The following is a 12782-nucleotide window of genomic DNA, read 5'->3' as shown; positions in this document are numbered from 1 at the left end:
ACAGTCGAGACGGCGCGACGGACTACGTCTGTAGTGAGCGTGGGTGAGCCCGAGGAGGAGCCATGACACGGACGAGGCGGGCCGTCGTGATCGGCGGCGGAATCGGCGGTCTGACCGCGGCGGCGGCCCTGCACCGGGCCGGCCTGCGGGTCACCGTCCTGGAACGCGCCCCCTCGCTCCAGCCGATCGGCGCGGCCATCTCCCTGTCGCCCAACGCCCTGCGCGCCCTGGACGTCATCGGCCTCGGTGACGAGATCCGCGGCCTCGCCGCCTGGCAGGGCGACGGAGGCCTGCGCACCCCGGGCGGGCGCTGGCTCTCCCGCTCCAGCGCCGAGGCCGCGGCGGCCCGGTTCGGGGGGCCGCTCGTGCTGCTGCACCGGTCCACCCTCATCGGCCGCCTGGCCGCACAGCTGCCGCCCGGTGCCGTTCGCACCGCCGCCGAGGCGGTGCTCGCCGACCCCGGCGACAGCGGCCGCCCGGCCCGGGTGCGCACCCCCGACGGCGAGCTGGAGGCCGACCTGGTCGTCGGAGCCGACGGCATCCACTCCGCCGTACGCGGCACACTGTTCCCGCACCACCCCGGCCCCGTCTACTCCGGCTTCACCACCTGGCGGGTGGTGATCCCGGTACCCGGCGTCGAGTTCGCCTCGCACGAGACCTGGGGGCGAGGCCGGATCTGGGGCACGCATCCGCTCCAGGACGGCCGGGTCTACGCCTACGCCGCCGCGGTCGTCCCGGCCGGCGGCCACGCGGCCGACGAGAAGGCCGAACTGCTGCACCGGTACGGCGACTGGCACGACCCGGTCCCCGCGGTACTCGCCGCCGCCCGCCCCGAGGACGTCCTGCGCCACGACGTCCACCACATCGCCGAGCCGCTGCCCGCCCACCACCGGGGCAGGACCGTCCTCGTCGGGGACGCCGCGCACGCCATGCCGCCGACCCTCGGCCAGGGCGGGAACCAGGCCATCGAGGACGCGATCGTGCTCGCCCACCACCACGACGACCTCGCCGCCTACACCGCCGCCCGGCTGCCCCGTACGACCGCCGTCGCCCGCCGGGCCGTCAAGGCCGCCCGGCTCAACCTGATGCTTCCCCGCGCCGGGATCGCCGTACGCGACATCACGATCGCCGCACTGTCCAAGGCCGGACCGGCCCTCTTCCTGCGCGGCTTCGACGGCATCGCCGACTGGCGGCCCCCGCAGCAGCCGTATGCTTCCCCGCAGACCCAGGTCGGCGAGCGTTAGAGGAGCACACCCCGTGAAGGTCGGCGTCATCGGACTCGGCGACATCGCGCAGAAGGCCTATCTGCCGGTGCTCGCCACCCTGCCCGGGGTCGAGTTGCACCTGCAGACCCGCACCCCGGCCACGCTCACCCGGGTCGCCGACGGGCTGCGCCTCCCGGACGGGCAGCGCCACGCAGACCTCGACGCGCTCCTCGCCCAGGACCTCGACGCCGCCTTCGTGCACGCGCCGACGGCTGTCCACCCGGAGATCGTGACCCGGCTGCTGGAAGCCGGCGTCCCGACCTACGTCGACAAGCCGCTCGCCTACGAACTCGCCGACTCCGAGCGGTTGGTGGCCCTCGCCGAGGAACGGAACACCGGCCTCGCCGTCGGCTTCAACCGGCGCCACGCCCCCGGGTACGCGCAGTGCGCCGAGCACCCGCGCGAGCTGATCCTCATGCAGAAGAACCGCACAGGCCTGCCCGAGGAACCGCGCACCATGATCCTCGACGACTTCATACACGTCGTCGACACGCTGCGCTTCCTGGTGCCCGGCCCGGTCGACGACGTGACCGTCCGCGCCCGCGTCCAGGACGGCCTGCTCCACCACGTCGTGCTCCAGCTCGCCGGGGACGGCTTCACCGCGCTCGGCGTCATGAACCGGCTCAGCGGATCGGCGGAGGAGATCCTCGAGGTGTCCGGTCAGAACACCAAGCGCCAGGTGGTCAACCTCGCCGAGGTGATCGACCACGAGGGCCGGCCGAGCGTGCAGCGCCGTGGCGACTGGGTCCCGGTGGCCCGCCAGCGCGGCATCGAACAGGCGGTCCTCGCCTTCCTCGACGCCGTGCGCGCCGGCCAGGTGCTCAGTGCCCGGGACGCGCTGCGGACCCATGAGCTGTGCGAGCGGGTGGTGCGGGCGGTGGCGGAGCGCTCCGCCTGAGCCGTACCGTCCGTACGCCCCTGGCGGCGGCCCAGCCCGCGAGGACCAGCAGCGCGGCCTGCACCGCCCAGTCGCCGTACCGGACGTACAGGGTGCTGCCGTGCGTGACCGGGACCTCGTACACCCGCGACGCGCTCGCGTCGGTGCCGAGCCACGACCCAGTCCGGGAGCCGTTCGCGTCGTAGACGGCGGAGACACCGGTCAGGGTCGCGTGCACCATCGGGCGGCCGGTCTCGGCGGCGCGCAGCGCGGCGAGCGAGGCGTGCTGCGCGGGCGCCCAGGTGTGCTGGAACGTCGACGTCGACGACTGGGCCAGCAGCACGTCCGCGCCGTCGGCGGCGAGCCGGCGGCTCATGTCGGGAAACGCGCTCTCGAAGCACACCATCGGCCCGACACGCAGCCCGTCCCCGACGTCCATCACCACCTGCTCGGTGCCCCGCCGGCGGTCCTCGCCCGCCGCCTCGCCGACGGAGGTGGCCCAGCCGAGCAGGGAGCGGGCCGGGACGTACTCCCCGAACGGGACGAGCCGCATCTTGTCGTACCGGTCGCCGGTCGGGCCGTCGGGGCCGACGAGCACCGAGCTCTTGTAGATGCCCGGCTTGTCGGAGCGCCGCGCGTCCACGTTGACCAGGATGTCCGCGCCGGTCTCCCGCGACAGCGCCGCGAGCCGACGGGCCAGGTCGGGCCGGTCGTCCAGGTCGAAGCCGACGCTGCTCTCGCCCCAGACGACCAGGTCGAGGTCCCGGTCGGCGAGCCGGCGGGTCAGCTCCTCCTCGCGGTCGAAGCGCCGGTCGGCACTGTCCCGGCCGGCGACGACGCCGGGCTGCACCACGGCGATCGCGACCCGCTCGTCGGCATCGGGGCGCGGGGACCAGACCCATGCCGCGGAGGTCGCGGCGGCGGTGGCGACGAGCCCGGCCAGCGCCGGCACCCGGGCCCGGCGGACGGCGACGAGCACGGCGACGGCGACGTTGACGGCCACCGCCAGGAAGCTCAGCAGCCACACCCCGCCCACCGAGGCGAGTCGCAGTGCCGGCGCCACCTGCCACTGACTCGCGCCGAGGACGCCCCAGGGGCCGCCGAGCCCCTCCCAGGAACGGACCAGTTCCACCGCCAGCCACCCCGACGGCAGCACCACGAGCGCCGCCGCCACCTGGCCGGCCGAGGGCACCCCGCCCAGCAGCCGGCGCACCTGCCAGCCCCAGGGCGCCCACAGGGCGCCGAGCAGCGCGGCGATGACGAACGTGAACACGTGCAGGTTGGGCATCAGCCAGTGGTGCATGGCCAGCATGAAGCCGAACCCGCCGCACCACCCGTCGTACGCCGCCCGCTTTCCGGTCGGCGCCGTTCGGGCCAGCAGCAGCCAGGGCACCAGCGCGACCCAGGCCCACCACCACAGGGCCGGACCCGGGAAGGCGAGCACGGGCAGCGCCCCGGCGACCGCGGCGGTACCCGAGCGCCGCCACGGAGAGGCGAGCCAGTGGTCGAGCGTCTTCATAGGCGCCTCCCTACCCCGTGGTCCCTTCAGTGTGCGCTCTCGGCGAGGCGGATTCAGTCGATCACATCGGACGTCCCCCGCCGGGGACGCCGACCAGTGGTCCATGAGCCGGCCGCCGGCACCTGTGCGGGCGGAGGGATCTCCTCTAGGATGATCGATGATCGATCAAAACTCGGCCCTTTCGGTCTCCCGACCCGCTCTTCCGCTCTTCCGCTCTTTCGCTCTTCTCTCTCTCGTCTCTCTTCTCTCTCGACCTTCTCTTCCGATCTTCTGCTGGAGGTACTCATGGAGCGTCCCGTCACGGTGGTCACCGGTGGCAGCCGGGGAATCGGTGCGGCCGCCTGTCTGCGGCTCGCGGCGGACGGGCACGACGTCGCCGTGGGCTACGTGCGGGACTCGGCGGCCGCGGACGGAGTGGTGGCGGGGGTGCGTGCGGCGGGGCGCCGCGGTGTCGCGGTACGGGTGGACACGTCGGTCGAGGCCGATGTCGACCGGCTCTTCGAGGTGGCGGAGGAGCGGCTCGGCCCGGTGACGGGGCTGGTGAACAACGCGGCGGTGACCGGGCCGCTGGGACGGCTCGCCGACAGCGACACCGCCGACCTGCGCCGGGTCCTCGACGTCAACCTGCTGGGCGTGCTGCTGTGCGCCCGCCGCGCAGCGCGGCTGATGACCGCGCGGGGGAGCGGCGTGATCGTGAACGTGTCGTCGGGCGCCGCGACCATCGGCAGCCCGGGGGAGTACGTCCACTACGCGGCGACCAAGGCGGGCGTCGACGCCCTGACCCTGGGACTGGCCAAGGAACTCGGACCGGACGGTGTCCGCGTCAACGCCGTCGCGCCCGGGGTCGTGGACACCGAGATGCACGCGTCGATGGGCGACCCCGAGCGGGCGCGGCGGATGGGATCGGCCGTTCCGCTGGGCCGGGCGGGCCGGGCGGAGGAGATCGCCGCGGCGGTCGCCTGGCTGATGTCGCCGGACGCGTCGTACACCACGGGGACGGTGCTGCGGGTGGCGGGCGGGCGCTGACGCCGGCCGGTGCCGTGTGGGGAGGTACGGCGGGCGCCGGGGCCGAGTGGACGGGAGCCCTGAGGGGCCTGCGGCGCAGGTGCGCGGTGGGTGGCTCCGTGCGCCGCGCGGCCCCGGCCGTCAGGCCGCCTCGATGACCTCGCCGCGGATCGCGGTCGCCCACTCGACCACCAGCAACTCGTACTCCACACGCTCCTGAGCCGACAGGGACCCGCCCGCGCGCCGCCACAGGGCACGGATCTTGTCGTTCAGCTCCGCGGCGGACCGCACGGAAGCAGGGGTCACGGATTCGGGGAACATGCGGACAAGCCTAGGGGCAAGCACTGACAGAGCGCTACCGGACGGCTACACGAGAGGGCGCGGTCAGCCGGACGACTCCGCCGCGTGCGGGCTGAGCACGCCCGTCGCGACCAGGGCGATGATGACGATCCCGAGCGCGATGCGGTACCAGACGAACGGCATGAAACTCTTGGTCGAGATGAACTTCATGAACCAGGCGATGACCACGTACCCGGTGGCGAAGGCGATGGCCGTCGCGAAGAGCGTCGGTCCCCAGGAGACGTGGTCGTTCTCCATCGCGTCCTTGAACTCGAACAGACCCGAGGCGAGCACCGCGGGGATCGCGAGCAGGAACGAGTACCGGGCCGCGGCCTCCCGCCGGTAGCCCATGAACAGGCCGCCGCTGATGGTGGCCCCGGAGCGGGAGACGCCGGGGATGAGCGCCGCCGCCTGGCAGAGACCGTAGATCAGACCGTCCCGGACGCTCAGGTTCTCCAGTTCCTTGCGCTGCTGCGGCGCGCGGTGCCGGCCGCCCTTCTCGTCCCGTGCGGCCATCCGGTCCGCGATGCCGATGATCACGCCGACGACGATGAGCATCGTCGCGGTGATCCGCAGGTCGCGGAACGGCCCCTCGATCTGGTCCTTCAGCGTCAGGCCCAGCACACCGATCGGGATCGAGCCGATGATCACCAGCCAGCCCATGCGCGCGTCGGGGTCCGCGCGCAGGTCCTTGTTCGCGAGCGACCGCGTCCACGTCGAGACGATCCGCCCGATGTCCTTGCGGAAGTAGATGAGAACGGCGGCCTCGGTGCCGATCTGCGTGATCGCGGTGAAGGCCGCGCCCGGGTCGTGCCAGCCGGAGAACGCCGCGGTCAGGCGCAGGTGCGCGCTGGAGGACACGGGGAGGAACTCGGTCAGCCCCTGGACGAGTCCGAGGATGAGTGATTCAAACCAAGACATGAGGTTACGGGGTCCAAGCGGCGATCGAGAAACGGTCGATGGGCACACCGAACCGCCGTGTGCGGTGATCAGGATCAGGTATGCCGAGGGGCAGCGTAGCGCCCCTTGATGAACACCAGGCCACGGGGTGAACGGGCTCCGGGCCGCCGTCGGGCGGTCACCGTACGGCCCGGGACCTGTGGGTGGGCGGTCGGGTCCTCGTGCCGGACGGTGCCGCGTCAGGCCCGGCAGGCGACCGGTGGGACGAGCTCGTCGCCGCAGGCGCGCCCGGTCACCACGGGCGGGTCGCCGTCCGCGCGCAGGTGCCGGCCGGCCCGTGCCGTGAGGGTCGTCCGGACCGGCGGTGCAACGCGTTCTCAGCGTCCGCGCAGCTGGTGGCGCCTGCGCCAGGCCACCACCGCGCCCGCCAGCCCGGGCAGGGCGATGCAGGCCAGCGCGATCAGGAAGGCGGGAGAGGTCGGTGTCGAGGCGCGGGCGCCGGCGATGGCGTAGGCGGCGGTGTTGGGGATCGATCCGAGCCCCGTCGCCAGCAGGAAGGGCAGCAGGCCCATGCGGGAGACGGCCGCGCAGTAGTTGGCGGCGACGAACGGCACCCCGGGGAACAGCCGCGCCGCCAGCATCGAGCGGAAACCGTGCCGACTGAGCTGCCCGTCCGCGGCCTTCAGCCACTTGCCCCGCAGCAGCGGACGCAGCGCTTTCTGGCCCAGTGCCCGCCCGAGGCAGAAGGCGATCCCGGCGCCGAGCACCGTCCCCGCGAGGGCCGAGGCGAGGCCCAGTTGCCATCCGAACAGAGCGCCGGCCGCCAGGTTCAGCAGGGGCCGCGGTACGAAGGCGACGGTGCACAGTCCGTACGCCACCGCGTACGCGACCACCGCCGCGGCGCCCCCGAGGTGCGGCGGCCAGCCGTTGGTCAGCAGCTGCTGCGGCTGGAACAGCAGGACCGCGGTCGCGGCCGAGGCCAGCAGGGCGACGAGCAGGCAGAGCCGGGACCACGGAGAGAGCAGAGCCCTCGTCACGCGGGCGGCGAAACCGGTCGGTGAGGCCGGCGCGGACGGCCCGACGGCTGCGGCGACGGCGAGCTCGGCTGCGGCGGTCCGGGGAGAGACCGTGGCGGTGCCCCCAGAGCGGGTGGTGGCATCGAACATCCGGTGACACTAACCGACGATTGTGTGTGATCGCCGTATGGTGCGTTTCATGAGCGTCACAGCCGCGGAAACTCCGGACGTGCCGTGCAGCCCTCTTGCCGACACCGTGGTCGAGCGACTCACCACCGTGTACACCGCCGCGGCCGATCCCGAACGGGCCGCGGCCATGCGGGCGTACATGAGGGAGGTGGCCCCGTTCCTGGGTCTGACCTCCCCTGTTCGCCGTTCCCTGTCCCGCACCGTCCTGGACGGTCTGCCCCGCCCGGGCGAGCCGGACTGCGCCGCGGTCGCGCTGCGCTGCTGGCGGCTGCCCCAGCGGGAGTACCACTACTTCGCCGTCGATTTCCTGCGCCGTCATGTGACGCATTGCTCTTCCGGTTTCCTGCCCGTGGTCCGGCATCTGCTCACCACGGTGCCGTGGTGGGACACCGTCGACCTGCTCGCCGCGCACGTCGTCGGAGGACTGGTCGCGGCCGACCGCGGCCTCACGGCGGAGATGGACGCCTGGATCGCCGACGAAGACCTGTGGCTGGTCCGCGCCGCCCTGCTCCACCAGCTGCGCTACAAGGAACGCACCGACACCGAGCGCCTCTTCGGCTACTGCCTGCGCCAGTCGGGACACGACGACTTCTTCGTCCGCAAGGCCATCGGCTGGTGCCTGCGCGAGTACGCCGGGACCGACCCGGACGCCGTACGCGCCTTCGTGGCCGAACACGGGCGACGCCTCGCGCCGCTGTCCGTGCGGGAGGCGCTGCGCACCATCGGTCCGTAGTGGACCGATGTTCGGTGCGACCGGTGCGACCGTGGTGATCCGGGACGACCGGGGCGATGCTCGAACTCCCGTGCCATAAAAAACCATTCGACATGGGGCAAAACGTCGGCAAGGATCGCCGTCATGTTCCGGCACGCCTTCCACCTCGCAGCATCCGCGGTCGCGGATGCCCCGAAGGCTGCCGTCCCCTTCGTGCCGGCCGCCGTCGACGGCGCCCGAAGCTGACCCTCCCCGGATCGTCCGGCGGACCCCGCAGGGGGAGGGTCGGCCAGTCCCCGGGGTCCCCACCACCGCCACGAGGCTTCGAGGTACCGCCATGTCCAAGACGGCGTACGTCCGCACCAAACCACATCTGAACATCGGCACGATGGGCCACGTCGACCACGGCAAGACCACTCTGACCGCCGCCATCACCAAGGTCCTCGCCGAGCGCGGCGCCGGCGCGTTCGTGCCGTTCGACCGCATCGACCGCGCCCCGGAGGAGGCGGCGCGCGGCATCACCATCAACATCGCGCACGTCGAGTACGAGACCGACACCCGGCACTACGCGCACGTGGACATGCCGGGCCACGCCGACTACGTCAAGAACATGGTCACCGGCGCCGCCCAGCTCGACGGGGCGATCCTCGTCGTCTCCGCGCTGGACGGGATCATGCCGCAGACCGCCGAACACGTCCTGCTCGCCCGGCAGGTGGGCGTCGACCACGTCGTCGTCGCGCTCAACAAGGCCGACGCGGGGGACGAGGAACTGACCGACCTGGTCGAGCTGGAGGTGCGGGACCTGCTCACCGCGCACGGCTACGGCGGCGACACCGTGCCCGTCGTACGGGTCTCCGGGCTGAAGGCCCTGGAGGGCGACCCGCGGTGGACGGCCTCCGTCGAGGCGCTGCTCGACGCCGTGGACACGTATGTGCCCATGCCCGAGCGGTACCTGGACGCGCCGTTCCTGCTGCCGGTGGAGAACGTGCTCACCATCACCGGCCGCGGCACCGTCGTCACCGGCGCGGTCGAACGCGGCACCGTCCGGGTCGGCGACCGGGTCGAGGTGCTCGGGGCGTCCGTGGAGACGGTCGTCACCGGACTGGAGACGTTCGGCAAGCCGATGGAGGAGGCGCAGGCCGGGGACAACGTGGCGCTGCTGCTGCGGGGTGTCGCCCGCGACACGGTGCGTCGGGGGCACGTGGTCGCCGCGCCCGGCAGTGTCGTACCCGCCCGGCGCTTTACGGCGCGGGTGTACGTGCTGTCGGCGCGTGAGGGCGGGCGTTCGACACCGGTCGCCACCGGATACCGGCCGCAGTTCTACATCAGGACCGCGGACGTCGTCGGGAACGTCGACCTCGGCGCGGTCCCGGTGGCGCGGCCGGGGGACACGGTCACGATGACCGTCGAACTGGGGCGGGACGTACCCCTGGAGCCCGGGCTGGGGTTCGCCATCCGTGAGGGCGGGCGGACCGTGGGGGCGGGGACCGTGACCGGCGTCGGGTGAGGAGGGTGCCCGGCACAATGAGAAGGTGAACGAAGCCATACCCGTCAGCCGCGTCACCGACCACGGCACCGCCAAGCTCATGCCCGACGTCGATCGGGAGCGGGCCTGGCTGCTCACCGTCGACGGGGCCCCGCAGTCGTACGTCGATCTGGACGAGCCGGCGCACCTGGAGTTCGAGTACACGCGCCGGCTCGGCCACGTCCTGGACACGGTCGCCGAGCCGGGACGTGCGCTGGACGTGCTGCACCTGGGCGGAGGCGCGTTCACCCTGCCCCGGTACCTGGCCGTGACCCGGCCCGGCTCGCGGCAGGACGTCGTGGAGGCCGACCGGGGTCTGCTGGACCTGGTCGCCGAGCACCTTCCGCTTCCGGACGGCTCGGGCATCACCGCGCACGGGGCCGATGCCCGCGCCTGGCTGGAGGCCGCCCCCGCCGACTCGGCCGACGTCCTGGTCGCCGATGTCTTCGGGGGCTCGCGGGTGCCGGCGCACCTGACCTCCGTCGACTACGCCCACCGGGCGGCACGGGTCCTGCGCGCCGACGGCGTGTACGTGGCCAACCTGGCCGACGGGGCGCCGTTCCCCTTCCTGCGCGCCCAACTGGCCGGCTTCGCCACGCTCTTCGAGGAGCTGGCGCTGATCGCCGAACCGGGTGTGCTGCGCGGACGCCGCTTCGGCAACGCGGTCCTCGTCGCCGCGCACCGGCCGCTCGACACCGCGGCCCTGGCCCGGCGCGCCGCCGCGGACGCCTTCCCGGCCAGGGTCGAACACGGGCCCGCCCTGCGGGCGTTCATCGGCGACGCGCGCCCGGTGCGGGACGAGGACGCCGTACCGTCGCCCGAGCCTCCGGCCGGGGCGTTCGGCATCGGCTGAGCGGCGCCGTGGCGCCGCCCGCGGGGCTCCTACTGATCGGTCGGCGGGGTCTCGGTGAGGCGTACGGTGCTCAGGATCTTCTGGATCGTCGCCTCCGGGATCTCGTCGGCGACGCCCTTGGCGCCGTACAGGTTCCAGGTGACGAAGTCGCCCGCGCCGTTCTGGAAGGCGAAGGTGATCGCCTTGCCCTCGCTGTCGCACTTCCCCTTCTGGGGCGTGCCCTGGGAGTGCGCCGTGATGACACTGCCCTTGATGCCGGACGTGGTGGTGTACGCCTCGGGCTTGCCGTACTTCACGCTCTTCATGTCCGGCTGCGTGTAACCGCCGAAGATCCACCACGGCACCCGCGTCTCGGCCGCCTGGTCCGTGTTCGTGGCACCCTCCTCACCGCGGGTACCGGCGGTGGCGAGAGCGGTGCTCTCCTTGCGGCCGTCCTTGTTCTCGTCGCTGGTGCACCACTCGGACTTCAGGTAGGCCGGGGCGGTGACGGAGGTGCGGTCCCACTCGCCGTCCTTCTCCCACTCGAAGCCGACGCTGGTGTCGGTGCTTTCGATCTCCCAGTCGGAGGGCACGTCGAACATGGTGCCGAAGCGCGGGTTGGCGACGACCTTCCAGCCGTCGACGGTCGCCTTCGGCCCGTCGCCGCCCCGCGGGTTGTCCTCGGAGCCGGACACGCTCGGGTCGGCGGTCGGGGGCTCGGACTTGTCCGTGGACGCGCTCGCGGACGGCTTGCCGTCCTTGCCGCCGTCCGCCTGGTCGTCCTTGTCACCGCCCAGCACGAGGAAACCGGTGACACCGGCGGCAACCACCACGGCGAGCGCCGCGACGATCGCGACCAGCCTGGTTCTGTTGCCGCCGTTGCCGCCGCCCGGAGCGGGCTGCGGAGCCCCGGCGGGCTGCGGAGCCCCCCACTGCTGCTGCCCGTAAGGGCCGGGCTGCTGCTGGTAGCCGGGCTGCTGATAGGGATTCGGCTGTTGGTACCCCGGCTGCTGGTACGGATTGTTCTGCGGGTTCTGCTCGCCCCCGGGCGGCTGCTGTCCTGGCCACATGAGCAGTCACCCTAATGCCGCCCAGGACACTTTTCGGTCACCGTCGTTTGTCAGGGACGTACCGAAGTCGTCGGTCGGCCTCGCGCTGCGTCCCGGCGGCGCGGCAGCCCACCTCTTTCCTGTCGGCGGCCCGGCTACCGGCGGCGTCGTCCGCTGACGAGTGACGGCTCTCCCGGCCGCACGGGCAGCCGGCGTACGGCAATCGCCGTGGATGCCTGGCTCCGGAAGCTACTCACGGGTAACCTGCCTCCATGAGCGCAGATCAGATGTCGATCGGCGAGTTGCTCGCCGCCACGGTGCCGATGGTCCGGACCCTGAACCTCGAGTACCTGGAGACCACCTCGGAGAAGGCCGTGCTGGTCCTCCCGGACCAGGGCGAGTACCGCAACCACGTCGGCGGGCCGCACGCCGGTGCCATGTTCACGCTGGGAGAGTCGGCCAGCGGCGCGATCGTGCTGGCCGCCTTCGGCGACCAGCTCTCGCGGGCGGTGCCGCTGCCGGTCACCGCGGAGATCGCCTTCAAGAAGATCGCGCTCGGCCCGGTCACGGCCACCGCGACACTCGGCCGCCCCGTCGCCGAGGTCGTCGCGGAACTGGACGAGGGCAACCGCCCCGAGTTCCCGGTGGACGTCGCCATCCAGCGCGAGGACGGTGCCGTCACCGGTGAGATGACCGTCATATGGACCCTGCGTCCGCACAGCTGACGCCGGGCGGCCCGGTAGGCTTCCCGGGTGCGCCTCGACGAGGCGCACCCGGGAAGCGGACAGGCCAGACAGGCCCTGGGCCCACCTGGAACGCAGCAGAAACGCGAACTCGGAGGGTCCGGCCTTGCACGTCCAGGAGTGGCTCGACACCGTGCCCGCGGCGGCCGTCTACGCCGTCGTCGGACTGGTCATCGGTCTGGAGAGCCTGGGCATTCCGCTGCCGGGCGAGATCATCCTGGTCTCGGCGGCCCTGCTGTCCTCCCAGCACGGCGGAGTCGACCCCCTGATCCTGGGCGCCTGCGCCGGCGCGGGCGCGGTGATCGGCGACTCCATCGGCTACGCCATCGGCCGCAAGGGCGGCCGGCCACTGCTCGCCTGGCTGGGCGGCAAGTTCCCCAAGCACTTCAGCGACGGGCACATCGCGACCGCCGAGCGGTCCTTCCGGAAGTGGGGCATGTGGGCGGTGTTCTTCGGCCGCTTCATCGCCCTGCTGCGCATCTTCGCGGGCCCGCTGGCGGGTGTGCTGCGGATGCCGTACTGGAAGTTCCTGATCGCCAACGTCCTCGGCGGCATCGTCTGGGCGGGCGGCACCACCGCGGTCATCTACTACGTCGGCGTCGTGGCCGAGTCCTGGCTCAAGCGCTTCTCGTGGCTGGGCCTGGTGGTGGCCGTGGGCATCGGCGTCGCGTCCATGCTGATCGTCAAGCGGAAGGCCGGCCAGGCCCGGACGGAAGCTCAGCCGGTGGCCGCAGGGGAGTAGGCGCCCCGAGGCGGCGCGGAGCCGCGACACCCCACGGCTCCGCCGCGCCGGGCGCGGCCGGCCACGCCC

General features: G+C 72.7%; 13 protein-coding genes. 8 read left to right on the top strand and 5 right to left on the bottom strand.

Annotated elements, in window-relative coordinates; translation table 11 throughout:
• The first annotated feature begins 62 nt into the window (after positions 1-62).
• Together ACP4IX_RS21540 and ACP4IX_RS21535 are read left to right on the top strand one after the other, a co-directional pair.
• On the top strand, positions 63-1244 hold the full coding sequence (locus ACP4IX_RS21540) for an FAD-dependent monooxygenase (RefSeq protein WP_426556399.1): 1182 nt from the start codon (positions 63-65) through the stop codon (positions 1242-1244).
• 13 nt (positions 1245-1257) lie between these two features.
• Entirely contained in the window at positions 1258-2163 is a 906-nt protein-coding gene (locus tag ACP4IX_RS21535; RefSeq protein ID WP_426522159.1) for a Gfo/Idh/MocA family protein, read from the top strand.
• On the opposite strand, the gene lnt is transcribed toward ACP4IX_RS21535, so the two are convergent.
• Positions 2087-3661, bottom strand: a complete 1575-nt coding sequence (lnt, locus tag ACP4IX_RS21530) for an apolipoprotein N-acyltransferase (protein ID WP_426556398.1) — start codon at positions 3659-3661, stop codon at positions 2087-2089. The two genes, ACP4IX_RS21535 and lnt, sit on opposite strands and share 77 nt — an antisense overlap.
• Positions 3662-3946: 285 nt before the next feature.
• Between lnt and ACP4IX_RS21525 the strand changes: the two genes are divergently transcribed.
• Positions 3947-4687: an SDR family NAD(P)-dependent oxidoreductase gene (locus ACP4IX_RS21525; RefSeq protein ID WP_426556397.1), complete on the top strand. Its 741-nt coding sequence runs from the start codon at positions 3947-3949 to the stop codon at positions 4685-4687.
• Between the two features lie 120 nt (positions 4688-4807).
• Here ACP4IX_RS21525 and ACP4IX_RS21520 read toward each other — a convergent pair whose 3' ends face one another.
• The 3 genes from ACP4IX_RS21520 to ACP4IX_RS21510 form a co-directional block, all read right to left on the bottom strand.
• Positions 4808-4987, bottom strand: coding sequence for a hypothetical protein (locus ACP4IX_RS21520; RefSeq protein WP_426522162.1), 180 nt, complete (start codon positions 4985-4987; stop codon positions 4808-4810).
• A 63-nt stretch (positions 4988-5050) separates the two neighbouring features.
• Complete coding sequence (locus ACP4IX_RS21515) at positions 5051-5926, bottom strand: undecaprenyl-diphosphate phosphatase (protein ID WP_426522163.1); 876 nt, start codon at positions 5924-5926, stop codon at positions 5051-5053.
• A gap of 356 nt (positions 5927-6282) precedes the next feature.
• Positions 6283-7071: a TVP38/TMEM64 family protein gene (locus ACP4IX_RS21510; RefSeq protein WP_426556396.1), complete on the bottom strand. Its 789-nt coding sequence runs from the start codon at positions 7069-7071 to the stop codon at positions 6283-6285.
• 49 nt (positions 7072-7120) lie between these two features.
• Between ACP4IX_RS21510 and ACP4IX_RS21505 the strand changes: the two genes are divergently transcribed.
• The 3 genes from ACP4IX_RS21505 to ACP4IX_RS21495 all read left to right on the top strand — a co-directional run bounded on the left by ACP4IX_RS21505 (position 7121) and on the right by ACP4IX_RS21495 (position 10200).
• Positions 7121-7843, top strand: coding sequence for a DNA alkylation repair protein (locus tag ACP4IX_RS21505; protein WP_426556395.1), 723 nt, complete (start codon positions 7121-7123; stop codon positions 7841-7843).
• Positions 7844-8159: 316 nt separating this feature from the next.
• Positions 8160-9329 (top strand): elongation factor Tu, encoded by a 1170-nt coding sequence (tuf, locus tag ACP4IX_RS21500; RefSeq protein WP_426556394.1) that lies wholly within the window; start codon positions 8160-8162, stop codon positions 9327-9329.
• Between the two features lie 25 nt (positions 9330-9354).
• A complete protein-coding gene (locus ACP4IX_RS21495; protein WP_426556393.1) occupies positions 9355-10200 on the top strand; it encodes a spermidine synthase in 846 nt (281 codons plus the stop codon).
• Between the two features lie 29 nt (positions 10201-10229).
• Here the strand turns inward: ACP4IX_RS21495 and ACP4IX_RS21490 are convergent, their stop codons facing one another.
• Complete coding sequence (locus ACP4IX_RS21490) at positions 10230-11249, bottom strand: hypothetical protein (protein ID WP_426556392.1); 1020 nt, start codon at positions 11247-11249, stop codon at positions 10230-10232.
• A 266-nt stretch (positions 11250-11515) separates the two neighbouring features.
• On the opposite strand from ACP4IX_RS21490, the gene ACP4IX_RS21485 reads away from it, so the two are divergent.
• Together ACP4IX_RS21485 and ACP4IX_RS21480 are read left to right on the top strand one after the other, a co-directional pair.
• Positions 11516-11953 carry a DUF4442 domain-containing protein gene (locus tag ACP4IX_RS21485; protein ID WP_426556429.1) on the top strand — a complete coding sequence of 146 codons (438 nt, stop codon included), beginning with the start codon at positions 11516-11518 and terminating at the stop codon, positions 11951-11953.
• A gap of 124 nt (positions 11954-12077) precedes the next feature.
• Positions 12078-12713, top strand: a complete 636-nt coding sequence (locus tag ACP4IX_RS21480; RefSeq protein WP_426522169.1) for a DedA family protein — start codon at positions 12078-12080, stop codon at positions 12711-12713.
• Positions 12714-12782 lie beyond the last annotated feature (69 nt).

This window comes from Streptomyces sp. WG5 (assembly GCF_049974565.1).
In the GTDB taxonomy this organism is placed as follows: domain Bacteria; phylum Actinomycetota; class Actinomycetes; order Streptomycetales; family Streptomycetaceae; genus Streptomyces.
Note: the sequence above shows the minus strand (reverse complement) of the source record. Positions and strands in the feature narration are given on the sequence as shown.